The organism is Nocardiopsis sp. NPDC055551 (assembly GCF_053619415.1).
Map to the genome: position 1 here is coordinate 106,981 of NZ_JBSHJJ010000005.1, position 24,129 is coordinate 131,109.

General features: G+C 66.8%; 21 protein-coding genes. 12 read left to right on the forward strand and 9 right to left on the reverse strand.

Going from position 1 to position 24,129, the window contains the following annotated elements:
* Window positions 1-2 precede the first annotated feature (2 nt).
* The 3 genes from ACWGSK_RS10920 to ACWGSK_RS10930 all read right to left on the reverse strand — a co-directional run bounded on the left by ACWGSK_RS10920 (window position 3) and on the right by ACWGSK_RS10930 (window position 3,990).
* Window positions 3-1,805, reverse strand: coding sequence for a protein kinase domain-containing protein (locus tag ACWGSK_RS10920; protein WP_452455746.1), 1,803 nt, complete (start codon window positions 1,803-1,805; stop codon window positions 3-5).
* Window positions 1,806-2,321: 516 nt separating this feature from the next.
* Complete coding sequence (locus ACWGSK_RS10925; protein WP_452455747.1) at window positions 2,322-3,503, reverse strand: hypothetical protein; 1,182 nt, start codon at window positions 3,501-3,503, stop codon at window positions 2,322-2,324.
* A gap of 67 nt (window positions 3,504-3,570) precedes the next feature.
* Window positions 3,571-3,990 carry a hypothetical protein gene (locus ACWGSK_RS10930; RefSeq protein ID WP_452455748.1) on the reverse strand — a complete coding sequence of 140 codons (420 nt, stop codon included), beginning with the start codon at window positions 3,988-3,990 and terminating at the stop codon, window positions 3,571-3,573.
* Window positions 3,991-4,823: 833 nt separating this feature from the next.
* Between ACWGSK_RS10930 and ACWGSK_RS10935 the strand changes: the two genes are divergently transcribed.
* The 4 genes from ACWGSK_RS10935 to ACWGSK_RS10950 all read left to right on the forward strand — a co-directional run bounded on the left by ACWGSK_RS10935 (window position 4,824) and on the right by ACWGSK_RS10950 (window position 9,800).
* Window positions 4,824-7,151: a type IV secretion system protein gene (locus ACWGSK_RS10935; RefSeq protein WP_452455749.1), complete on the forward strand. Its 2,328-nt coding sequence runs from the start codon at window positions 4,824-4,826 to the stop codon at window positions 7,149-7,151.
* Between the two features lie 33 nt (window positions 7,152-7,184).
* Entirely contained in the window at window positions 7,185-7,856 is a 672-nt protein-coding gene (locus ACWGSK_RS10940; RefSeq protein WP_358514686.1) for a hypothetical protein, read from the forward strand.
* A 112-nt stretch (window positions 7,857-7,968) separates the two neighbouring features.
* Window positions 7,969-9,027, forward strand: a complete 1,059-nt coding sequence (locus ACWGSK_RS10945) for a C40 family peptidase (RefSeq protein ID WP_452455831.1) — start codon at window positions 7,969-7,971, stop codon at window positions 9,025-9,027.
* 2 nt (window positions 9,028-9,029) lie between these two features.
* On the forward strand, window positions 9,030-9,800 hold the full coding sequence (locus ACWGSK_RS10950) for a hypothetical protein (RefSeq protein ID WP_358514682.1): 771 nt from the start codon (window positions 9,030-9,032) through the stop codon (window positions 9,798-9,800).
* Window positions 9,801-9,835: 35 nt separating this feature from the next.
* Here ACWGSK_RS10950 and ACWGSK_RS10955 read toward each other — a convergent pair whose 3' ends face one another.
* Window positions 9,836-10,387 (reverse strand): thymidine kinase, encoded by a 552-nt coding sequence (locus ACWGSK_RS10955; protein ID WP_358514680.1) that lies wholly within the window; start codon window positions 10,385-10,387, stop codon window positions 9,836-9,838.
* 548 nt (window positions 10,388-10,935) lie between these two features.
* Here ACWGSK_RS10955 and ACWGSK_RS10960 point away from each other — a divergent pair.
* The gene (locus ACWGSK_RS10960; RefSeq protein WP_452455750.1) at window positions 10,936-11,796 is read left to right on the forward strand and encodes an ion transporter; all 861 of its coding nucleotides are present in this window, start codon (window positions 10,936-10,938) and stop codon (window positions 11,794-11,796) included.
* A 303-nt stretch (window positions 11,797-12,099) separates the two neighbouring features.
* Here the strand turns inward: ACWGSK_RS10960 and ACWGSK_RS10965 are convergent, their stop codons facing one another.
* The gene (locus ACWGSK_RS10965) at window positions 12,100-12,366 is read right to left on the reverse strand and encodes a GntR family transcriptional regulator (protein WP_452455751.1); all 267 of its coding nucleotides are present in this window, start codon (window positions 12,364-12,366) and stop codon (window positions 12,100-12,102) included.
* 173 nt (window positions 12,367-12,539) lie between these two features.
* On the opposite strand from ACWGSK_RS10965, the gene ACWGSK_RS10970 reads away from it, so the two are divergent.
* From ACWGSK_RS10970 to ACWGSK_RS10985, 4 genes are all read left to right on the forward strand, one after another.
* A complete protein-coding gene (locus tag ACWGSK_RS10970) occupies window positions 12,540-12,722 on the forward strand; it encodes a hypothetical protein (RefSeq protein WP_452455752.1) in 183 nt (60 codons plus the stop codon).
* Complete coding sequence (locus tag ACWGSK_RS10975) at window positions 12,719-13,189, forward strand: hypothetical protein (RefSeq protein ID WP_452455832.1); 471 nt, start codon at window positions 12,719-12,721, stop codon at window positions 13,187-13,189. Before ACWGSK_RS10970 ends, ACWGSK_RS10975 begins: the two co-directional genes overlap by 4 nt.
* A 676-nt stretch (window positions 13,190-13,865) precedes the next feature.
* Window positions 13,866-14,258, forward strand: a complete 393-nt coding sequence (locus ACWGSK_RS10980) for a VOC family protein (RefSeq protein WP_452455753.1) — start codon at window positions 13,866-13,868, stop codon at window positions 14,256-14,258.
* Window positions 14,259-14,379: 121 nt separating this feature from the next.
* Window positions 14,380-15,684 (forward strand): MFS transporter, encoded by a 1,305-nt coding sequence (locus ACWGSK_RS10985; RefSeq protein WP_452455754.1) that lies wholly within the window; start codon window positions 14,380-14,382, stop codon window positions 15,682-15,684.
* Window positions 15,685-15,911: 227 nt separating this feature from the next.
* Here ACWGSK_RS10985 and ACWGSK_RS10990 read toward each other — a convergent pair whose 3' ends face one another.
* From ACWGSK_RS10990 to ACWGSK_RS11005, 4 genes are all read right to left on the reverse strand, one after another.
* Complete coding sequence (locus ACWGSK_RS10990; protein ID WP_452455755.1) at window positions 15,912-17,933, reverse strand: tetratricopeptide repeat protein; 2,022 nt, start codon at window positions 17,931-17,933, stop codon at window positions 15,912-15,914.
* Between the two features lie 40 nt (window positions 17,934-17,973).
* Complete coding sequence (locus ACWGSK_RS10995) at window positions 17,974-18,951, reverse strand: VanZ family protein (protein ID WP_452455756.1); 978 nt, start codon at window positions 18,949-18,951, stop codon at window positions 17,974-17,976.
* 171 nt (window positions 18,952-19,122) lie between these two features.
* Window positions 19,123-20,052, reverse strand: coding sequence for a hypothetical protein (locus tag ACWGSK_RS11000; protein ID WP_452455757.1), 930 nt, complete (start codon window positions 20,050-20,052; stop codon window positions 19,123-19,125).
* A gap of 148 nt (window positions 20,053-20,200) precedes the next feature.
* Window positions 20,201-21,394: a DUF695 domain-containing protein gene (locus tag ACWGSK_RS11005; RefSeq protein ID WP_452455758.1), complete on the reverse strand. Its 1,194-nt coding sequence runs from the start codon at window positions 21,392-21,394 to the stop codon at window positions 20,201-20,203.
* An 88-nt stretch (window positions 21,395-21,482) separates the two neighbouring features.
* Between ACWGSK_RS11005 and mnmA the strand changes: the two genes are divergently transcribed.
* The 3 genes from mnmA to ACWGSK_RS11020 all read left to right on the forward strand — a co-directional run bounded on the left by mnmA (window position 21,483) and on the right by ACWGSK_RS11020 (window position 23,919).
* The gene (gene mnmA / locus ACWGSK_RS11010) at window positions 21,483-22,574 is read left to right on the forward strand and encodes a tRNA 2-thiouridine(34) synthase MnmA (protein WP_452455759.1); all 1,092 of its coding nucleotides are present in this window, start codon (window positions 21,483-21,485) and stop codon (window positions 22,572-22,574) included.
* Between the two features lie 123 nt (window positions 22,575-22,697).
* On the forward strand, window positions 22,698-23,228 hold the full coding sequence (locus tag ACWGSK_RS11015) for a DedA family protein (protein WP_452455760.1): 531 nt from the start codon (window positions 22,698-22,700) through the stop codon (window positions 23,226-23,228).
* A gap of 40 nt (window positions 23,229-23,268) precedes the next feature.
* On the forward strand, window positions 23,269-23,919 hold the full coding sequence (locus tag ACWGSK_RS11020) for an HAD-IA family hydrolase (protein ID WP_452455761.1): 651 nt from the start codon (window positions 23,269-23,271) through the stop codon (window positions 23,917-23,919).
* The last annotated feature ends 210 nt before the right edge of the window (window positions 23,920-24,129 follow it).

Genomic DNA, 24,129 nt, shown 5'->3' on the forward strand with positions numbered 1-24,129 from the left:
CCTCACCCCAGACGGAAGAAGGCACGGGAGGGCGCCGGTAGGAGCAGCAACCCTCCGACCGTGCCCGTGTACAGCAGCGCCAACACGTAGAGCACGATCAGGTCGGGGCTGTGGATGATCACCTCGAACACGCGGAGGCCCAAGAACACCGCCCCGCAGGCCTGCCCGACCACCACCAGCGCGAACACCAGCCGGGATCGAGTCGGCAGCGCCAGCGCACCGACCGCCGACAGCAACCCCCACGTGCCGAGGAACAGGGCCGTGCCCCACGACGAAGCGGCCGAGTTCGTCGAACCGACGATGGTCACGACGGTGAAGACGAACAGCACCACCGCGTTGACGCCGAGCATGCCCATGACGGTGAGCACCCCGGCGGGCTTCTCCGGTTCCGTGGCGGCGGGGGTCCCGATGGGTGTGTAACCGGTGCCTTCGAGGAAGTTCCGGGCCGCCTCGGTGGTCACGCCCGCCTGTGCCGGGACGGGCGACGGATGCCCGGCCCGTGCGTCGATCCGCTGCCGAGCCTGAGCCTGAGTCCGGACCAAGGGCTGTCGCCCACCTTGCCGAGGGGCGGGAACAGGACCACGCTGTGTCGGGGTCGGTCGCCTCCAGGCGGGCACGGGCTGATTCCGAGCCGGGGAACCCTGCGCGGGGGTGCCACCGGCCGGGGCGCCTCGCACCGGCCCCTGCCGTACCGGTCCCTGCCACACCGGAACTCTCCGAGCGGGGGTCCCGGGTACCGGACCACCCACCCGCCGCTCCCCCTGCCCAGGCGTCCCCTGAGCCGGTTCTCGTGCCGGTGCTTGAGGCACCTCCTCCGCCTGTCCCGCGTCCGGCTCCGACCCCGCCGCAGGCCCCACCACTTCCGAAACCGTCTCCGAAACCGCCGCGGATTCCACGGCCGCCGACTCCACCGTCGTCTCCTCCGGCAGCGCCGCCTTCCGGGTCCGCACGTCCTTCTGCGCGTCCTGCCGCTCCCGCTCCAACAACTCCAGCGCCTCCGCCGGGCCGGGCCGAGCGCCCACGTCCCGGGTGAGCAGCGTCGAGATGAGCGCCTGCAAAGCCGCCCCGCGCGGCGAACCCGCCGCCTCGTTCCGGCTCAGATGCGGCGGGACCGGGGCGGTCAGCACCGCGCTGATCATTCCCGTGATGCTGTCCCGCTTGAACGGCGAACGCCCCTCCAACAGTGAGTACAGGGTCACGCCCAGGCTCCACAGGTCCGAGGCCGGCAGCGCCCGCTCGCCCTCGAACCGTTCCGGAGCCATGTACTCGGGCGAGCCGATGTACACACCCGTCTGGGTGAGCGCGGCGCTCCCGTCGACGTTGGCGATCCCGAAGTCCATCAGGACGGTCCGGTCGTCCTCGGTGAGCATGATGTTGGCGGGCTTGACGTCCCGGTGGGTCACCCCGACCGCGTGCGCCGCCTTCAGCCCGCCCAGCAGCGCCCGGGCGGCCTCTTCCACCCGCTCCACCGGCATGGGCCCATGCGCCTCGATGTGGTGGTGCAGGGAGGAGCCACTGAGCAGCTCCATGACGATCCACGGGCTCTCGTCGTGTTCGAGCACGTCGTGGACGGTGACGATGGCGCCGTGGTGGATCCGCGCGGTCGCCTGCGCCTCGCGCAGCGTCCGGGCGTGCGCCTCTACCCGGTCCTCCTCGCTCATGCCGTCCGGCAGCAGGACCTCCTTGACCGCCACGTCCCGTTGCAGGATCGGGTCGAACGCGTGCCAGACCGTTCCCATCCCACCCGAACCCAGGCGCCCGCGAAGTTCGTAACGGCCGACGGTGGCGTGTTCGGGGGTCGACATGGGGGAGGCTTCCTTTCTGGCGATGCGGTGTGGTGTGGCGAGGTAGGGGAGGGAACGCCGTTTCGATGACCAGTCGGAACCGAAACTCCACTGTAGTCCGATGGGCTGATGAACACATTGGGGACCAAGGGCGGTTGACCGCAATCGGTCAGTCGTGTGAGCCGGTGTTTCAAGCTTTTTCCAGGGCTCGGAACGTGTCCGTACCTGCTCGGTCGGTCATGTGATTCGTTCCGTCGGGGCTCTCGAATACTTCTCCCGGACTCCTCTCGGACAAAGGTCGGAATGCCCGCCCGCCGGTCCGAATTTTCCGTCTTCCGTGTCCTCATCCGGACACGAAGAAGTATGGAGAAGTTGCTTCCGAATTCCCCGAGTTCCCGTGGTCCCCCGAGTTCACTTGAGTCGACCGAAGTTCAGCCGAGCCCACTCACCAACATCGAATATTCCCTCTCCGTTACCGGGCGAATGCGTGCGGTGGGTTCGGTCATCCGGCCCACCCGGATCACCGGGTCCGGCCGATCACCACGCCAGGTGGGCGTCCAGGGCGAGTCGGCGCACGTCCTCGGTGTCGCCCTGGTCCATCAGGTACAGCCCCTCGGCCGCGTCCAAGAGTTCCTCCGCTGAGATGTCATAGGGCACCCGCCCCTGCAGGAAACTCTTGCTCTGATCGATTCCCGGCAGCAGCATCACCATCAGGTCGCTGCCCGCGATCTCCAGGTACACGACTGTCGATGTGTCCGTGGGCGTTGAGGCGGTGTGCAGATTTGTCGCTGCCCGAAGTTCACCTTCGCCCAAACCGGGGACCCGGACCCCCATCACTACGCAGTCCGATTCCTCGGACTCTTCCCAGCACGCGACCACGTCGGAATCGAGTGGGACCGTGTGCACCTCCAGGATCGCCTCGGGCTTCCGGCGGTAGTGGACCTCCACCCGATCGTCGCCGTCACGCGTCTTCACCCACCACGGGTCCCAGGTCGGGTGATCGAGTACCACGGGCGGGTCCGCGAGTTCGCTGATGACCGCCACGTCCGCGGCCACATGGGCGGCGGTCTCCCGGGCCGCGCCCTCGTAGGCGAGCACCGACATGGGCACGGCCACCACCGACAGGGCCACGACGGCCGCGCCGATCCCGCCCCACCCCGAACCGGTCGGCTCGCTTGCGCCCCCGTCCCCTTCCCCGACGCGTCGCGCCCGCACCAGGGCCAGGAACTCCATGGCCACCAGGACGATCAGGACGGCGCCCACGAGCAGGTGGGCCCACAGGAACCAGGACGGGTCCTCGGAGTGCATGCTGACCGGCTCGGGGGTGCGGAGCACGTCCGCCTCGGACAGCAGCACCATCGTCTTCACCGGCAGCAGCGGCAGCGCCAACGCCACGTACAGCACCAGCACGATGCCCATGGGGCGCCGCCACCCGGAGCGCTTGAGCGCGTAACGGGCCACGGTGGCGATGACCACCAACGGGATCAGCGCGGCGCCGTAGGTGAGAACGGCTCCGACGACGCTTCCGGGCAAGAAGACGAACACCATGATGATCCCGACGATCATGCCGACCGGCATCACCGTCACCGCCACCAGCGTCGGCAGGAGCAACACGGTGGCGGCCAGGGTCGGCAGCCGCGTCCGCCGGAACGCCCGCTCCGGCGAGGACTTCGGTGGTTCCGTTGAGGGCCGGCGGGGGGCGGGGGGAACGGGACTCATGACACTCCGGGGGAGGGACAGGGGGTGGCTCGTACAGTACTCGGTTCCCTGCGTCCGCGCCCGCCCTTCAACGGGCCGGAGCGAAGTCCAGCAGGTACTTCTCCTCCCCGGGATCGTCGACCTTGGAGAGTCCCGTATGGAAGACCCTGACCCGGCCCGACCCCTGGAAGGGCGCACCCCAGAGGAAGTTGCTCCCAGGGGCGCCCTGGACCGCTAGGAACTGCGAGCGGAGGGTCAACCGTGCGGTCCCCGCGTCCACCATCGACGCGTCGCCGCCCTCCCCTGGAGCGTCGAAGAAGCGAGCGGTCACCCGTACACGGTCCGCACCCTCCGAACAGTGGATGTAGAGGTGGTCGCCCCTCTCGCTGATGACCTGCGAGATCCTTCGCCGGGGAACGCTCGGGTCCACGACCTCCTTGAAATCGGCGATGCGGATCATGCCATCGTCGACCGGAACGACGATGGAGTTCCGTGCGATCTCCGCCATTTACGGCTCCTGTCACCTGTCGGATCGTGTGGGCGCCCCGCCGTTGTCCGGATGGTGCTCCACCCGGGACGCCTCCCTCGGGTGGTGAACATCGGACGGAACACGGGCGCCGGGGGTGGGGGCGCGGTCCGGTAGGACGGGCTTCGCGACGCCGGGGTTCCCGGAGCGGTGGGCGGATGTGACCGGGGGAAGCGGGCGCGGGGGCGCGGGGGCGCGGGGGCGCGGAAGCCAGGCGAGCGGAACGCGCACGGGCATCCGTTCGTCTAGACGTCCGGCTCACGGATCCGGTTCTTGGGAGCGGGACCGACACGAGCAGGGTGGGCGAAGGTGCCGGTGTGCGTGGACGGAGGGTGAGACCCGGCCAGGGAAGGTCCCGGGACCGTTTCGGCCCAACGTCAATACACGCTGCGGCTCCCACCGAAGCAGTTATAGGAACCCGGTCCCAGTCTGAAAGATTGTCCTATGTCCGATTTTCGCTACGAAAGATACTGTGACGCCGCTCATAGTCTCCTCGTGGCCAGCAAATTGTGGCCTCGCGGTTATCGGGAGTTACGGGTGTCCGGTCGGCGCCTTTACCTGCGGAAACGTCACGAAATCGGTGATTCGTCCCCCGGTGGTGGAGTGGTCCGGAGGTGTCGAGAAGAAAACGAGTCGCGTTGCAGCCAACCCCCGGCCTGGTGATGGCGCACCATAGAGGATGGGGTAAAGACATGCGGGGGCCTTGTTGTCGCGGACGGACCGCGTGCCGGGTGGCGCGTGGGCGTGTGTGTGCGGCGTGAGGCCTTCTGGTCTGCCATCATCCCGGACGAACACACGACGCAGGAGCTCAGCAGATGACGCATCAGCACGTCCACCGGCGGGGATGGCGACGCCTCCTGATGACGTTCCTGATGCTCTGCGGGTTCATCCTGATCCCGCTCACCAGCGCGACGGCCAACCCCCTGTGCCCAGGCCAGCCCGCGCCACTCCCCGAGTCCGCCGGAAGCGGATCCGATGGCCTTCTCGTCCCTCCGCAGTCGCAATCGGCGATCGAAGGATCCCCGGACGGGCTGCCTCCTGACGCCAGCATGTACGGCCAGTACGGAACGGCCGGACAGCAATGGCACATGATCACCGAGTCCTGCGTCGACGGGATGGCGAACGGAGCTCAGGCAACCCTCGCGAACTCGGCCTGGGACCTTTCGAAGACCATCAACCAGTCGACGATCACCGTTTACCAGGCGGCCACCTCCGACGGGTTGCTCGCCAGTTTCACCGAGACGGTGGAAAACGTCGTCATCGCCTTGCGCGAAGGCGTGTGGCGACCGCTCATCCCGACCATCGTCATCCTGGGTGCGATCTGGCTCGGCTGGTTCGGTCTGATCCGTAAGCGAATGACCCTGACCATCGAGTCGACGATCTGGATGGTGGCGGCGACCGCGCTCGGGATGTGGATCCTGATCAACCCCGCACAGGTGATGGGGTTGGGCAGCAGTCTGGTGAACTCCGGTACTCAGTTGGTGACCAGCGCTGTCGGGCAAGTTCCCTATGGTGGGGCGGCTGTTTCGTGCCCGGCCGGTGCAGAACCTCCTGAACGTGCGGACTGGGAGTCAGAGGCGGATTTTCAGGTCCGCCGTAACGCGGACATGATGTGGTCGAGCCTGGTATGTCAGCCCTGGATGGCTGGCCAGTTCGGCAATGACGACATGGCTATCAACGCTGGCGAGTTGCACGCTGAAGATTTGTTGGCTGCTCAGGGAATCAGTCGAATTGAGCAACAGCAAATCGCAGATGGTGAACTCGATGCCACTGCTCTTATTACTGATAAGCAAGAGAGCTACGAGGCCATTGCTTCGGATGTGCAAGAAAACTATCCAAGTGTCTACCCTCTCTTTTCCGGAGAGGATCCGGGGAGTCGGCTTGGGGTGGCGACCTTGGCGCTCTTCGCTGCGTTCTTCGCAGGCGGGTTGATTCTTGCGGGGTCTGTGGCGCTAATTGTTTTGAAGATCGGCTTCATGCTGCTCTTCATGATTTCCCCGGTTTTCTTGCTCATCGGTATCCACCCTGGCTACGGGCGCACGGTTTTGCTGCGTTGGGTGGAGCTGATGGTGGGATTCCTGCTCAAGCAGATCTTCGTGGTGTTGATGATCGCCCTGCTGGTCTTGTGTTACGGGCTCGTCATGTCGACCCCCATCGGTTGGGGTCTGCAGATGATCCTGCTGGCTCTGTTCACCCTCGCGCTCTTCATCTACCGCAAGACCTTCGCTTACCTGTTCGCTTCGGTGAACGCGAACACCTTCACCTCGCGGATCGTCAGCGATGCGGCTCGCAGTCAGGCGCTTGGAAACAGCGCGGCTGTCCTGCCCCCCGTCGCCTACCTCAAGGCTCAGAACTGGGGCCGTCAACGAGCGGGAATGATCGCGGGCGCCGCAGCGGGTGTTCCGGCCAATGGCGCAGGAGCGCCTGGTGTCACCACCGATGGCCGAACCCCCGAAGAGACTCCCGGCGAGGCCGGAGAGCCTGCCCGAGTCCGAGGCGCAGGTGGATATGGCCGGGTACGCGGCAATGAGGCTCCGCCACCCCTCAACGTCAACCGGCGCGACACCGCGTCCGCCGCGAGCGCCGGACGTCCAAACGGCGGTAACCGCACCACCGATCAGGCCCCCAACCTCACCGGCAGCGGAAGCCCCAACAACGGGAACATCCCACCCAGGCCTGCGGGTGGCTACACCGGAACCGGCGACAGCGGTTGGGCTTCGGTGTTCGGTACCGGGGGACGCAATGACAGCCCGACTCGTAATGACGGCGGTGGTTCCAACGGTGGCGGAACCTTCGGTGCCGGTGCCGGGAACTCTCGGGCCGCAAGCTCCGAGCGGCCAGAGCCCAGCTCCGGACGTGGCATCTTCGGTGGCCGTGGAGAGACACCCGCTCAGGGCAACATCGGGAACCGTGGATCCCGGTGGGGAGCTCCTCGGGAGAAGCGCGACCGTCCCGCTCCGCAGCGTCCGTCGCGTCCGGCTCCGCCGCCCGCGAGCGGCGGCCGAGGTGACCGTGAGGGCGGTTGGCTGACCGGTTCCGACAAGCGTCGTGACAACGCGCCCATCACCCCCTTCTGGGGCGAGGGTAGAAACTCGACCCGGGACCGGAAGCGGGACGTGCCCTTCTGGCTGAATGATGACTAAGCCGACGAGTAGACGACAAGGCAACTGAAGACCATGCCCAACCCTCTCCCCGAGCGCACACAGCGGCTGGTTGTGATCGTTCTGATCGCGGCCCTGGCCGGGTTCGGGATCTACTTCAGCCTCGGTGGGTTCAGCGACGAAGAAGAGGGGGCCTCCGGGCCGCCTCGGGAGGTCGCTCCCACCGAGGAAGGACCGGATCCGGCCGGAAGTGCTCCCGGTGGGCTGGCCACGGTGCCGCCGAGCCCGATCCCGACCACCGACACCGAGGACCAGGACGTCCTCGGTTGGTTCCCCTTCACCGAGGCGGAGTTCCAGGCCGCCGGCGCGACAGCCAAGGCTTTCGCCGAGGCCTACGGGACCATCGACTACTCCGAACCTCCCGAGTCGTACTACGCGTCGATGGAGGCTCTGTCCACGGACGAGTACGCGGAAGTGCTGTCCGACGCCAACCGGGCAGGGGCCTTCTGGGAGGAGAGGAGCGAGGCGAAAGCCGTCGCTCAGGGACGGGCCGAGGTCGATTCCATCCGCACCTACGGATCCGACTCCATCACCTTCGTGGTCACGGCCCAGTCCATCACCGAGACCGGCGAAGCCGAGTTCGACGAAGAGCTGGGAGAGTTCGCCATCACCGTGATCAAGGAAGGCGGTTCCTGGGAGGTCTTCGACTTCCAGCCCGCCGAGGCCGGTCAGCTCGGGGAGGAGTAGTCACGTGCTCTGGCAGCGGCAACCCTCGGCCCCTGATTCGGGTGGCTCATGCCTGACCCGAGTCGGACTGATCGCGGTGATCGGTGTCGCCGGTCTGGTCTTTCTGACCTTGATGTTGGTTCCCACGATCACCACCAACAACGTCGGTACTCTTCTCGCGTCCGGGGTGGTCTGTGGTCCCAACGCCGACGCGGATCAGCCGGACAGCAGCGAGTACGCCATGGACTCCATTCCCGAGAACTACCTGGAGATCTACCAGGACGTGGGCGAGGACCGAGGGATCCCGTGGAACATCCTCGCCGGGGTCGGCCAGGTCGAGTCGCACCACGGTCGTTGGGAGGGGCCCGGGATCACCGAAGGCCACAACGACTGGGGCGCCGCCGGACCGATGCAGTTCGGGGCCTTGGACGGTTCTGCCGCCGGGAACAGTTGGGGCGGTGAACCGATCCAGGCTGTGGAGGAACGCCCGGAACAGGGTTATGGCTTGGATGGGAACGACGACGGGGTCGTCAACGTGTACGACCCCGCCGACGCGATCCCGGCCTCTGCCGACTATCTCATCGCCCATGGGATCGAAGACGATGTGCGGCAGGCCATCTATGGCTACAACCACGCCTGGTGGTACGTGGACGATGTGTTGGAGTGGGCCGACCGCTACGCGGAAGGTGAATTCAACTCCACCGACTCCGTTCGTACGGCGGTGCTCTGCCAGGTGGACCAGGATGGTGCGCCGATCGGCAGTGCCCCGGACGACTTGACTCAGGCCGTCGTCGATTGGGCTCTCGACCAGCGCGGAAAGCCGTATGTCTGGGGTGGGACGGGACCGAACGGGTTCGATTGCTCCGGTTTGACCATGAAGGCTTACGAGAGCATCGGGGTGACTGTTCCTCGGGTTTCTCAGGACCAGTGGAACTTTGGTCCAGAAGTTCCGATAGGGGATGAACAACCTGGTGACCTGGTCTTCTTTGATGTCACGCGGGCGGGGGAGCCCCCAGGGCCCGGTCACATGGGAATGGTCGTCGGTGACGGACTGATGGTCGAGGCCTGGTGCACCAACTGTGGACCGATCGCGGTGCGCGAGTACGATGACCCCAATCGTGCGGACATCGTGGGGTTCACCCGTCCGCTTGAGCACCCCGAAGTGAAGGCTCAGCTGGAAGCGCAGGCTTAACCTTGTCGGATACGAAGACCGAAGAAGAAACAAAGCACAAGGAGCCGGCGAAGAAGGGTCTGCACGGTTGGAAGGCCGCCACCGCCGTCTTCGGCTGTGGAACCCTCGCTGCCTTTGGTGTCTTCGGGGTGATCGTCGGTATTCTCAGTACGTTCCTAAATGTAGCTTCATCAGGTATTTCGCCAGGTGATTCTCCGGCTCCGATTGCTAATCAAAGTGTAACTCCACGGGAAGAATTCCTCGATGATAAGTTCGATCTTTGCGGAAGAACTCTTCCTTCTATTCGAGAGCTGAATCTCAATTTCAGTGCATCGGAGGGGGAATACGAAGATTCGTCAACTGATGGCGGGATGCCCGCTGAAGGGGACCTTGTCCGGTCGGATGATTGTGGTGGGACGATGTCGCCTTCGGGGGCTTATACTGTTCCCTGGGAGTTCGACTTCTCCTATAGGGCGATTATCTATACGCCGGACGGGAGTAGGGATGATCTCGCCTCTGTCGACCTAGAAGAACTTCGTGCTCAGGTTGAATCGGAAATGGTGGTTGCAGAGTCCGGTGTTGCAGATATGGGGGACGAATCCCATTATTATTACGGTTCCTTGGAAGATAATTCGAAATCCGTATATGTAATGCTGGTCCAGCAGAGAAGTGCAACCTATGCAATTCGCCTCTCGTCAAGTGATGAGGTTACATCTACTGCTTTCACAGGGGAGGCGCGTAAATTTGGGCCTCAGCTGTCAATCACCCTTGGGAGTAGAATTCCTGAGGAGTAGGGCAGTAAAAATGGTCACGGTCGGCGTAACCTGGGTTAAGCGATGCCGGCCATGAAGTGGTGGCGGCACAGGGTCGTGTACGACTCGTTGCCACCGATGTGGACCTGCGCGCCCTCGTAAACCATCACGCCATCGACCACCCGCGCGTTATGCGTGGCACGGTTGCCGCACCAGCAGCGCGCGTAGACCGGCAGAACCTCTATCTTGTCGGCCAGCTCCACCAGGCGCTTCGAGCCCGGGAACAACTGCCCCTGGAAGTCCGTCAGGATCCCGTAGCAGTACACGTCGATGTCCATGCCGTCGACCACGCCCGCCAACTGTCCGACCTGCTTGTAGGACAGGAACTGGGCCTCGTCACAGATGACGTACGGGGCTTTGCGGTCGGCGACGTCGTCGTACAGGTCCAGGACGTCCCCCACCTCGATCGCGGGGGACTTCAAGCCCAGCCGGGACGAGATGATCCCGGAGCCTGCCCGGTCCTGCTTCGTGTAGAGCACACCCTCACCCCCGCGAGAGTGGTGCTCTTGGAGGGCCATGGTGCTCTTGCCCGAATTCATCGAACCGGTGAAGTACTTCAGCTCCGCCATGCTTCTTCCTCGGTCGGGGGCGCTGGGCAGGGGCAGCGGCTCGGAGCGTCACCGAGGCCAGAGGTGAACATACCAGCGGCGGGACCCTCTTATCTCACCCACTCCGACGCTGTCATCCCCTATGCGCGCGGCGCATCGTGCGCCTTATCGGTCACCGAACGTCGGGCGTATCGCGTGGGCGGGTGTTCTTGCGTCCGTGGGGTGGCCGAATGCGGCCGCTTCGTCATCCGGGCTGTGGTGGAGCGCACCCCTTGACGAGCCCCGGAAAGTACCCCTGATCAGGGTCTCGGGTCGCGGTTTGTCGACTCGTTCGGTGCGGGATCGTCGTAACGTCATGGGGGTGGTGTCCGTCGTCGGGGAGGGGGACCATCGACTCTGTGGTCGTATGGATGTACTTCGGCGAGCAAGGGCACTTCGAAGCGTGAACAAGGGCTTCGATATATTTGGCGAACCTTGTCCTATTGCAAGGTCTCAACGTTGAGGGGGAAGTGGCATTGCGGCGCGGCCAGGTCACCAAGTTTGTGGAGAGCCGATGGTTCTCGAACACGATGTTCTGCGTGATTCTGGCCAACGCCATCATATTGGGATGGGCCACTTATGGGGGTTCTGCCCTTCCGTATCTCCTCATCGCGGAGCGGATCTTCATCGGTATCTTCGCCATCGAGATGACGCTGAAGCTCTACGCCTGGCGGGGCAGGTTCTGGAAAGATCCCTGGAACTGGTTCGACTTCGGCGTGGTCGTCATCTCGCTGATCCCGGCGACCGGACCGTTCGCGGTGCTGAGGATCCTGCGAGTGCTGCGGATCCTGCGACTCATCACCGCGGTCCCACAGATGAGGCAGATCATAGGGGCGCTCTTCAAAGCGGTCCCGGGCATGGGCACGGTGATCGGGCTACTGCTGATCGTCATCTACGTGTCGGCGATCCTCGGTCAGCAGATGTTCGGCGAGGACGTGCCCGAGTTCTTCGGTGATCTCGGCACCACGCTGTACACGATGTTCCTGCTCATGACCACGGAGAACTGGCCGGACGTCTCGGACGCGGTGTTGGAACAACATCCCCAGGCGTGGATCTTCTTCGTCCTGTACATCGTGCTCACGGCGTTCATCATGCTGAACCTGGTGATCGGTGTGATCGTCACCGCGATGGAGCAGGAGTACAGCGAAGGTCGCTGGGAGGAGGACCAGGAGATCGAATTGGTCCAGCACAACGAGGTGATCGCGAAGTTGGACGCGCTGACCACTCAGGTCCAGTACCTGCAGAGCAGGATTCAGTCACAGGACCGGGACTCTCTTGTTGACCACTCCGTACCCCCGGCTGCTCCCTCTGCCAACAGCACCCACGGAGTTCCCCCATTCTCCTCAACGGAGAGCCCCGGCCCTGAGGCCGAATCCCGGGAAGTTGATTAGTCCCCACCGCAAATCACATATCCCGGGAAAGGTGAGTGGAGGAAGAGGGCCCACCGGGGAAAACGAGTAGTGAAACCCCCGGCGGGCCGTCCCCACCCTCGATAAGAATTATGTAGGACGCGGGCGCGCCCGCGCGACTGTTTCGACGATTCTCTTCGAGGTTTTCTGCGTGTGGGGCACTCTTACTGGGGCGAAGCCGACAATTCTACGGTCACGGCTTGGATACGCTCCGCACTGAACCTTCGGCAGCTCTGTCCGTTGGGGTCGTAGTGACCGAATCCCCTCCTGGGGCCCATCGGGCCCTCAGTCCCGAGGCAGGACGAACACCCCTCGGCCGTGTACCGGGCGCACGCGACCTTGCTCAGCGAGGAAGTTGGTCACCTTCACGATGGTGCCTCTGGCAACTCCGAACTCCTGGCGCAGCTGACTGAGTGAGGGGATGGCTCGACCCGCAGGGTATTGTCCCGCGTCGATTCGAGCGACGAGGATCGCTGCCAGCTGTACCCACACGGGGTCCATGGCTTCGTCATCGATCTCAGAGTCCGGCTTGTAGCCGCTCGGCAAGTCCATAGAACGAGCATGGTTGAGGGAGGTTCACGGATATCTTTTGGGGAGGTCTGAGGATATCCATGTAACAGTGAGGGAAAGATGGGTAGAGTAAAGGCTCCGTGACGTACGGAACCCCGGCGACGTGTTGGAGCACGCCCCGGGGCCATGGCCGACCTGACTAAGACAGGACGACGATGAAGATCCTACTGGCCCTACTCGCCATGCTCATACGGCTCTCTCGCCCCTCGCGAGGCCTGCACACCACCCCCTACGGCTACGCACACCAGCTCACCTCGGAGATCCGCCGCCGCTCCCGTCGGGTGCGGCGCTACGCGAGGAATCTGCCCGAGGCGACCGTGAGGGCGTGCTGCGCATGAACACCAACGTTCCCGGCCCCTCCGAGTCCTCCGAGCCCTCCGCACTCTCACCTGCTCGCCCGACCGCCTCGACCTCCAGGGCCTCGCGGTCCGATGAGTTGGTCGCGGGGATCTGCCGGCTCCTCGACGACCCCGGCCGGCCTGCTCACGCAGCCTGGACGCTGGCTCGGGCCGACCGCCTCTTCTCCGAGCTCGACCGGCGGATCCGTTCCGGTGAGCCCCTGCCTTCCACCTGGCTCGCCTCCATGGTGCGGCCGTCCGTTCCGCCGGACCAGCGGGGGATCGCCTACGACTACGCCACCCACTGCTACGACTCGGTGAGCGAGGCGCTGCGCGAGGTCGGGGGAGTGGTGGTCGCCTGGCGGGCGTTGGCCGAGGCCGGTCGGTACTGGCGACGGTTGAACGACGCGCTCGTCGAACGCTCTCCGCTGCCCGAGCCCTGGTTGCGCGAGCCGTTCCGGGAGTAGGTCCCAAGCCCGGTGGCCCCGTCGCCCGCACCCCGCACCGGGGTCACCGGATTCCGCCCGGGAACCTTCTTGCCGAGTTGGTCCGGGGTCCCGGGGGGTCCTTCGCGGAGTTATCCACAGGTGTGAACCGTGATCTGGTGCGAGGGCTCTTCCCGTGATCCCATTGATTTCGGGGGGACCCCTGGGCTCCCGCGCATCCCCCTGCCCGAAACCACGATCCGGAGAAGTTCACAAAAGAACCCGAGTCGGCAGCGGATGATCTCCACCCACTACGAATCGGACCCCGGATTCGACGGAATCGACCCGAGAAAGGCCCTTCCTGGGGAAAGCATCCAGGTGAGTGAGGGCCTCGGTGACCAAGCGATCGAAAGGCATGTGGATAAGTCAACCGAGTACTTGCGACACAGAACCTTGGGCGCCCCCGAGTATTCCGAATCTGGCCGAATCGCCGGAAGCCATGGCGATATTGAAATCGCCGAGTGGGTCACTCCGGCGGCGCTTGACATGCGCGAGGATGAGCCCTCGGAGTGACATAATGACGATACGAGCACACCGAACAATCACCGGCTGCCTCTAAAAGGATGTCAAAGTGGGCATGGGGGAGGTTGGACGTGGTGTAGGCAGAGCCTGATCTGCACTCGATCCGACCCACACGGTTCGATCCGGAGGTTCCGACATGGCCAGCAAGTTCAGCGAGCTCGCGATCGACTGCGCGGAGCCGGAGGCGCTCGCCCGCTTCTGGTGCGCGGTCCTGGACTACGAGGTGCTGGGGGTGGAGGACGAAGGCGCGTTCGTCGCCATCGGCCCGGCCACGGCCACAGAGGACGAGAAGCGCGTGGGGCCGGTGCCTCCGGCGCTGACCTTCGCCCGTGTGCCCGAGGGCAAGTCCGTCAAGAACCGGCTGCACATCGACGTCAACCCCACCGACCGGGAGCAGGCCGACGAGGTCCGCCGTCTGGTCGAACTCGGTGCCCGCCGAGTAGACAATGGGCAGAGCGAGTTCAGCTGGGTCGTTATGGCCGACCCGGAGGACAACGAGTTCTGCGTCCTGTCCACTCGCCGTCCCTGACACCACAAGGGGATCGCGCGCGGCAATGAGGACGAGCCGTGAGTGGGGCTTGAGGGCAGGGGGCCGGCCGGGCAAGATGAAGCCGGCCGCACGGCCCCCATCCCCCACGAAAGGCCACCCCTTGCAGAAGGCCACACGTAAACCCGGTCTCGGCCGGGATTTCAACCGCTTCTGGCTCGGGAGTCTGGCCAGTAACCTCGGCGACGGCATGATGGCCATCGCCCTGCCACTGGTGGCGGCGTTGTTCACCAACGACCCGCTCCTGGTGTCCGGGCTGATCGCCGCCCGCTTCCTGCCCTTCCTGTTGTTCGGTCTGGCCGCCGGGGTGGTCGTCGACCGGGTCGACCGGGTGCGGCTGATGATCGGCACCAACATGGCACGGTCGATCGCGCTCGTGGCCTTGGCCGTGCTCGTCGCGACCGGGCACGCCACGATCTGGGTCCTGTACGCGGTCATGTTCACCGTCATGACCTGCGAGGTGTTCTACGATCTGGCGGGCAAGGCGCTGATGCCCAACCTCGCCCCGGCCGGGACCATCGACCGGGCCAATGGGCGCATCGAGGGCGGGCGAACCGTCACCCAGGACTTCGCGGGCGGGCCGCTAGCCGGGTTCCTGTTCGCCATCATGGCGTTCGTTCCCATCGCGGCCAACGCCGGCGCCTACGTTCTCGGGGCACTGGTTCTGCTCGGGTTGCCCTTGGCGGTACGTCGCGCCCCCGGACACGATGCCGATGGGGATGCCGGGGTCGCCGGGACTGGAGGCAGGGGGCGGCCCTCGGCTCTGGCCGACCTGCGCGAGGGGTTCGTCTTCGTCTTCCGGGGAAGCTCCCTCGGCCCGATCCTGCTGTTCAACCTGGCGCTCAACGCCGCCTTCACCGCGCTGAGCGCCGTCATAGTGCTGATCGCGCAGAACCACTTCGGGGTGCCGGCGGCCCTGTACGGTGCGTTCCTCGGTTCATCCGCGGTGGGCGCGCTCCTGGGCGCGGTCACGGTCGGAGCGATGGTGGCTCGGCTGGGCCGGTTCCGCTTGGAGCTGGTGTTCTTCACCGTCACCGGCCTGTGCTTCCTGGGCTTCGGACTGGCCCCGAATGCCTACGCGGCCGTGGTGGCGTGGGTCGTGCTGGGCTTCGTGATCACCGCGTCCAACATCGTGATGCTCGGCGCCATCCAGCTGATCGTCCCGGGACACCAGTTGGGGAGGGTGATGTCGTTCGTGCAGGTGTCCGGCACCGCCTTCGGCCCGGTCGCGGCCCTTCTGGCGGGTCTCCTCGGGCGGGTGGAGCTGTACTACGTTCCGATCGCCTCGGGTGTGCTGGTGCTGGTCTCACTGGCCATGGCGGTGCCGGCCCTGCGCCGGGTGGTGACCGAGGCGGACCAGATCGAGGCCGCCCAGGTCATCGATCAGGTCGAACACCCGGAACCATGACCACTCCTGCCCCCTACCGCGACGATCTTGCTCTCAGCGCCGGTTTCGTGCTGCCCGGGCGCCCCACCGACCCACCCCACACCCGCCCCGTGAATCGGTGGGCTCTGAACCTCAGGCGCCCCCTGAACCGCCCCCGTACCCCTCGGAACCCCCCGAACCGCCCCACAGCCTGCTCCACCGAAATCGGCGCTGGGAGCAAGACCATTCGGCTTCGGCCGGGCCGGGGGTCAGCCGCGGAGGTGCCTGGCGGCCTGGGGGCCCGTGGGTTCGTCGTTGGGGTCGAGTTCGTGACTTCCTCCATTACTCCCGGCCAGGGAGGCACGGGCCCCACTGTCCTCGGAACCCGCGCCCCCGTTCGGTGTCACCTCCGCCTTGATCCTGGCCTCGCGGCGTAGGCGTTCCACCCGCCTCCTCGTGGTCAGGGTGTCCGGGTGCCGAGGTCCCAGTACCCGACCTCGGTCCCGCAGCAACTCCTCCAGGGCGCGCACCGCTCCTTCGGTCTCACCGGCGCGCGCACGCCAGAACGCCAGATCGTGCCGACAGCGCAGCGTGACGGGGTGGTCGGCGCCCAATACCTCCGCGCGGGTCCGAGCCAGCCGGCGGAACTCCTCCGCCGCCCCGCGCGGGTCTCCGATCCGGCCCCGCCAGTGGGCGAGGTTGTGCAAGGTGGTGAGTGTGTTCGGGTGGTCGGGTCCCAGATGTTCTCGTTGGTCCTCCAGGAGCCGGCGGGCCTCGGCGACCGCACCGGCCAGGTCGCCGGTGTCGGCTCGGCACAGGGCCAGGTTCCCCCGGGTACCGAACACCTCCACCCGGTCGGCGCCGTGCCACCGGCGCAGGTCGTGCAGTAGGTGTCGGAAGCGCACCATGGCCCCGGTCGTGTCGCCGGCCCAGGCCCGCAAATAGGCCAGTGAATGCCGAACGCGCAGGGCGGTCGGCCCATCGGGCCCCTCCATCACCAGGTGCCGCTCGTAGGACTCCTCCAGTTCCCGGTAGGAACCCGCCATGAACATCTCCCGGTAGGGGAGCGGGCTCTCCGCGGCACCGGCCCAAGCGGGGGCACGGGTACGGAACAGCAGGGGGTGCGGGTCCACGTCCCACAACGAACCCGGGGGCGCGTGGGAGCGCAGTGCGTTGGTGCTCGACAACAGCCGCCACTCCAGGGAGGCGCCTCGGCAGGTGTCCGGCCACACCTTCATGAGCCCGTCGGCGGCCGTGCGCACGCTCTCCATGGTCGGTCGGGAGCGCGGGTGGTCGTGCGCGGCGATCACGAGTGGGGTGTCCCGGGTGATCAGGTGCAGGCGTTCCAGGGAGGCCAGCGCCAACCGGACCTCGTGCTCGGCGAGGCGTCGCGGCGGGTAGGTGCGGCGCCCCAGGTGATTGCGGAACGGTCGGGACACGAGTACCTGTTCGGGGGTGGCCAGGGGACCGAGCAGCGAGATCAGCCCCATGAGGGGACGGGCCACCCCGATCGGACGGTGACGGTCGGCGCGCTCCAGCGCCGGTTCGCGGGCGTCGCGGGAGTCGCCGAGCAGTTCCAGGTAGTCCGAACAGGCGGTGCGGCGATCCGCCATGTAGGCGACGGCCTGCCCCAGGGAGAGCGGGTGGTGGTCGAGGGCGGCGGCGAGGGCGTCGAGTTCGGCGGGAGAGTGGGCGACACCGGCCTCGGTGAGGGCGGAGCGCAGGTAGGCGCGGGCCTCGGTCCGGGTGAACGAGGAGACCTCGACCGGGCGCCGACCGGGAGGGGCGAAGCGTTCGGTGGGCAGCCGGGTGGTGACGATCATCCGACCCTTCTCGCGCCCCTGGGCCTGGCCGTCCGTGCGGGGTCGGTGGCCGAGCGGCGGCCACAGGTCGTCGAAGTCGCGGGGGTCGATCAGGTGGTCCCACACCACCAACCAGCGGGGGTCCACGCCTTGGGGAGGGTCGTACAGCCACGACAGGAACCGGCCGGCGGCGAGTTCGGGGTCGTCGGGGCAGTGGTCGAGGACCCGGCGGGCCGCGTGGGAGTAGGCGAAGACCACGCCCTCCCGGTCGGTGGCGTCGGCCCAAACCACGAGGGTGTCGGGGTGGTCGGCCAGCAGTGCCCGGGCGTGGTGCGCGGCCAGTTGGGTCTTGCCCACACCGGCGGGCCCCGTGAGCACCTGATCTTCGACGAGCGGTGGGGGGAGTTCCCGCCGGTGGAAGTGCGCGACCGGTTCGGGGACGGGAACGGGCCCGCCCTTGTCGCTGTGTCCGGGAGCCAACGGCCACACCCTTCCCAGGGTTAAGGGGTTTCGGTCGATCCAGTTCCCATCACAGAGGGGAGTCAATCCCATCGTTTTTGTCATCCCAGGTCGACGAGTCGGTGTGCTCGAAACGTGACCGAAACCGGGAGAGAGACAAGGGGAGGGGTGCGGTGCGTGGGAGCGAGCCCAACGCACGGTCGGGGGTGGGGGCGCCCGGAAGGGGACCCCGAGGCCGGGCCCGGGGGCGGCGATCGAAGACCTCGACGAGCCCCACCGCGGTCAGGGCGATGAGAGTGCCGAAGAGTGAGCCCACGCCGTTGACGAGAAGATCACCGGTATCGGGCAACCGATCCGCGGCGAGGGCCCACTGGGTGGTTTCGATGGTCGTGGACAAGGCGGGGCCGAACAGAAGTCGGGCCGACCACGAGGAGAACGCGAAGAACGCGGCGATGCCGATCGGCACGAACAGCAGCGTGTTCAGGACCCGTTCCTGGAGGGCGAGGCCACCGGTGACGCTCCACGGTCCCTCTTCCTCGTACTGGGCGACCTGGGCGTCCATGAACTCCAGTTCCCGCTCGATGGTCTCCACGGCGGTCCGCTCCGCCTCGGACTCCGGCTCCAGCGGTGTGCCCTCGGTATCGGTCACGGCCAGGGCCCCGTCCGGGCCTTCATATACGTGGAGAACTTCCGATGCCGGGTCTTCCACCTCGGCTTTTTCGGCCCGCTCGGTCATCGTCGGTTCCGTTGGCGAATAGTGGACCACGCGGCCGTCATCGAGTGTCACTCCGAAATTTTCGGGCCCTTTCGGGACACCGATGTCCTGGAAGGACGCCCGTGGATCCCAGATGACATGGCGATCCGATTCACCGATCGCGCCCAGACCGCTCAAGGGAGCCGCCAAGACCAGTAGGTACAGGGCCGACAGACACAGAGTCATCGCCCGCATGGCCGGTCGCCGCCGGGCCAGGAACAACGCCACGACCAGTCCCAAGACCAACGCGAGTGTGGTGGTCAGGGGGTTCACGTAGAAGAGGACTGTCCACATAGTGGGCGACACTAACGCGAGATCGGGTTCAGGCCACCGTGATCCACGAGTACCCGGTGCCGGCCGAAGGGTTGTCCTGGCTGCTGCGCCGCCGCCCCGGACGGACCCTCACCGAACGCGCTCAGGTCCCGCCCGGCCGACCCGAAGGCCGACGACCGACCCGGCCGGTCTTCAACCGCCGACGATGGTCTGGGCGAGGTCGGTTCGTTCGTCCGCCTGTTCCAGGCGCAGTGATTCCGCCACTGTGCGCAGGGTCGACTCCCTCGTGGAACCGGCCGGCCGGACCGCGGCGATCAAGTCCTCCGACAGTCGGATCCGGACCTCGCTGGGGACGCCCCCGCGCGGGACCGTCGGCCCTCCCCGGTACACGAGGACCAACCTCTCTTCCGCCATGCACTCCACACCGCTGAAGTCGCAGTCGGCGAGCACGCCCTGATCGACGAGATCCTCGGACCAACTGATCACGTATACGTCCTCGGTCTCCTCGCCTGCCCGGGCGTAGGTGACCCGCAGCCCCTCGCGCACCTCGTTCGCGTGGATCGGGGACCACCCCGGGTGGTCGAGCACCGCGATTTGAGCCGTGAAGCCCTCGACCTGGGACAGGGAACGCCGGTCGGAGTGCCGGTCGTGCATGAGGTCGGAGGCCAGGGGCAGCACGAGCAGCGACGCCAGCACCACGGCCACGCCCGGAAGCACGCCCGGTTGCCAGGGCCCCCGGGCCCGGAAGGCGAGCATGCACACACCCATGGCCACCGTGGTCACCAGCGCGGTCACCGCGGCGGAGTTCAGCGCGACGTCACCGGGCAGCGGCGAGAACGAGGGCGCGAGCAGCCCCAGGATCACGGGCACGGCCATGGCGGTGCCCACGACCAGGGCGGCCGTCGAAGTGGTGTGGTTGACCCCCGCGCCCATCAGCCAGCGTTTGGCCAGCAGCCACATGAGGAGGATGCCGCCGACGGCGACCGGGGCGAGCAGGAAGGCCCACGTCCCCACGCCGCTCAGGAACAGGGCACGGGAGGTGTTCCAGACCCCGATCGGGAACAGCGACATCGTCGGAGCCGCCACCAGGCACAAGGCGAGGATCGCACCGACCGCGGCCATCCGTGGTCGACCAGTGGGCGCACTCGGCAGCACACCATCCATCGAATCCGTCCTCCCGACGGGAGGGCAACGTTACGCCTGTTGGTGCCTGATCGCCAGATGTGAAACGGGGGGTCGTCCTTGACCCTCCGTTCCGCCGCTCAGAACCTCAACGACCCAGTTTGCGCACGTAGGGCCGTCGGGCCAGCTCGAACTGGGACCACTTCGGGTCGAGTTGCGTGCGCAGTTGGATCTTCCCCTCGGACCAGTCCATCAACGCGGTCTCGAACTCGGGCAGCACGCCGGATTCCGGGTCGAGGTAGTAGATGTACATGCGTTGCCCGGCCCCGGACTGTCGCATGAACAGGGCGCCGTCGTCGCCGAGGATTTGCTTGAGTCGTGCCTCCAGTTCGGCGAGGGCCGTGCTGGAGGAGTCCTTGGGCAGACGGTCGGAGTCGGCGTCGGTGTAGGGCACCAGTACCTGTACGAACAGCGACAGCGCCGGGTATTCGCGACGGGTCACGGGGTGCCGTAGCAGGATCTCCACCGCGCCCTGCAACGGCAGCCGCCCGTGCAGGGTCACCCACCCGTCGGTGCCGCCGAGCAGGTCGCCCATCTGCTTGGCGACGGACGGCATGGAGGTGGGCGGAAGCGGATCCAGGGGCCGCTCGTCCAAGGGCTCGACCCTCCCCACCCAGCGCACCACCTGGTCCTCGCCCAGGGCGAGCAGGGTGACGTGGTCGGCGAGCCTTCTACGGGTCTCGGTCGACAGGAACATGTTGTCGGGGTGGTACACGCCCACGTCGATCCGGCCGTTGGCCTGGTCCACGCGCATGGACACGGACACGTGCGACAGGTCGAGTTCGTGGTCTTCCCAGTTCACCGTGGCGGTGAGCTGGTCGTGGTCGGCGGGAAGGACCGGGCGGAACGTCCACTCGGCGTCGTCGGGCGCCGAACGGGACCAGCGCTCGGAGACCACCCGGGCGTCCTCGGTGGCTCCTGGACGCAGCGTCATCGCGTAGGCGGGCGCGTCGGTGAGCCTGGAGGGGTCGTCGAGCGCGGCGAGCTGCTCCAGCAGCTTGGCGGGGTCGATGTCGGTCGACAGGTCCATGTCGTCGAGACCACCGGCCTGCGGCTCCGGCGCCTTGCCGATCTCCCAATCCATGTCCGGATGGATCGCCCGGACCAGCTCGGAGACCCTTTCGGACGTCTCTGGGGCGACGGGTGTGCCGGAGTCAACGGACTCGGCCAACGCCGGTCGCAGGGACGGCCAGGCGTCCCAGAAGGCGGCCACCGCGGCGGTGGCGACCGAGGCGGAGGAATCGGTGGAGTCGTTGGATCGGCGACGACGGAACAGAGCCATGTGTTGATTTTCGCAGAACCCGGTGAGTACCTCCGACCGCACACGGCGGGTACCCCCGCCCGCTCCGGGCGCATACTCTGGAGGCACTATGACTTTGCGTGTACTGGCGGCCATGTCCGGCGGGGTCGACTCCGCCGTCGCCGCGGCCCGAGTGGCCGAGGCGGGCTACGACGTCACCGGCGTCCACCTGGCCCTTTCCAAGAACCCACAGTCCTACCGCACCGGCGCACGAGGCTGTTGCACGGTGGAGGACTCCCACGACGCCCGCCGCGCCGCGGACGTCATCGGCATCCCCTTCTACGTGTGGGACATGTCGGAGGAGTTCGATCGCGAGGTGGTGCAGGACTTCGTCGCCGAGTACGAGTCGGGCAACACCCCCAACCCGTGTCTGCGCTGCAACGAGAAGATCAAGTTCGAGGCGGTGCTGGACCGCGCGATCGCGCTCGGCTTCGACGCGGTGGCGACCGGTCACCACGTGCGCAAGCTCGACGGTCGGCTGGTGCGCAGCGTGGACGAGGCCAAGGACCAGTCGTACGTGCTGGGCGTGCTCAACGCCGAGCAGCTGGAGCACGCGATGTTCCCGCTGGGCGACTGCACCAAGGACGAGGTGCGCGCGGAGGCGGAGCGGCGCGGACTGTCGGTGGCCGACAAGCCCGACAGCCACGACATCTGCTTCATCGCCGACGGTGACACCGCCGGGTTCCTCAACAAGCGCCTGGGGGAGAAGCCGGGGCCGATCCAGGACGAGGACGGAAACGTGGTCGGCACCCACCGGGGTTCGCACGGCTTCACCATCGGTCAGCGCAAGGGCCTGGGGCTGGGCGGGGCGCCCGACCCGCGCTACGTGCTGTCCATCGAGCCGGTGAACAACACGGTGACGGTGGGCCCGCGCGAGTCGCTGCGGGTGGACGGGATCGTGGGCCGCAAGCCGGTCTGGAGCGGGAGTGGCCCGCTGACCGAGCCGACCGAGTGCCACGTGCAGTTGCGTGCGCACGGCGAGGTGTACCCGGCGACGGTGTGGCAGCGCGACGCCGACGAGGGCCCCGAACTGGTGGTTCGGCTGGCCGAGCCCGCCAAGGGAGTGGCCTCGGGTCAGGCCGTGGTGGTCTACGAGGGTGACGCGGTGCTGGGGTCGGCGACCATCGCCGCGACCTCGCGCCTAGAGGACTCCATCGCCTGAACGGAGCGCTCACTCATCGGGCGATGTGGGACGAACAACGCAGGTTTTTCGACCTTGGCCACTTGCCGAACTTAGGTAAGGCAATGCAAAGTTGGTGGTGCCAAGGTCAGAAGGGGTCGTTCCATGCCGCAGTTCGCGTTCCTTGAGGGACAGCCCTTCTGGGTGGTCTACGTCACCCTGCTCGTGGTGATCATGCTGCGCGCCCCGGCCACCCACCTGCTGGGTCGGGGCGTGGGCGCCGGGGTCGGCCGCGGCCGGATCGGCGAACGCCTGGGCCCCAAGCTGGACGCCGCCAAGGCGCGTATCGACCGTTATGGCGCGCCCGTGGTCACGCTCAGCTTCCTCACCGTGGGCATGCAGACCGCCATCCACTTCGCCTCGGGCGCCGTGCGCATGCGCTTTCCCGTCTACATCGTCGCGACGTTCATCGGCGGACTGATCTGGGCCGGGCTGTGGGGCACGGTCATCTCCGGGCTGGTCGGCGGCTGGCTGGTGCTGTTCCTCAACTCGCCCTGGACCGCCGTGGGCGTGGTCGCCGTGGCGACCGTGGCCGTCACGGTGCTGGTGCTGCGCAACCGCCGCAAGCGGGGCAAGGGCGAACGGGACGGTGGGACCACCGACGACGAGGCGAGGGCGCCCGCCGAGGCGGCCTGATCCCGGCCCCTCGGCTCGCTTGAACCCGTACGGTGGGGCCATGCGCATCTCGACGGACGCGATCCTGTTCGACATCGACGGCACGCTCGTGGACTCCACCCCGGTGGTGGAGCGCACCTGGCGTGTGTGGGCCGAGTCCCACGGAATCGACCCCGAAGCGGTCCTGAGGGTCTCCCACGGGCGACGCTCCGAGGACACGATCGCCATGTTCCTGCCCGCCGAGCGGATCGAGGAGGCCGCCGACGAGCTGGAGGAACTCGAACTCGACGACGTGGACGCGGTCAAGGCCCTGCCCGCCACCGGCGAACTCCTCAAGGCCATGCCCGCTGACCGCTGGGCCGCCGTCACCTCCGGTGGGCGCCGGCTGATGTGCGAGCGCCTGGCCGCCGCCGGGCTGCCCCTCCCCGAGGTCCTGGTCGCGGCGGAGGACGTCAGCGTCGGCAAACCCGACCCCCAGGGCTACCTGAAGGCCGCCGCCGCGCTCGGCCACGACGTCGAACGCTGCCTGGTCATCGAGGACGCGCCCGCCGGAATCCGCGCGGGGGTGGCCTCCGGAGCCACGGTGTTGGCCGTGGCCACCTCCCACGACGCCACCGACCTGGAGGGCCTGGGCGCCGTCGCCATCGTCGACGACCTCACCGCCTGCACACTGGAGATCACCCCCGACGGCCCCGTGCTCACCCTGGCCTGAGGTCGTATTCGTTTTGCGCCTCCGCTTCGCTTTGGCCCACCCGTCGCCCACCACCAACCCTCAACGGACGCCTGCGGCGCAGCCCTGCCGGGTGTTCGGGCGCCCCAATAAGTCAGGAACCTTCGGTGCCTTTGGTGTGATAGCGAAAAGCGTGCCATCCCACCGCCGGCACCTCCACGGGTTTCCAGAGAACGGGGCCTGACGGCGCCC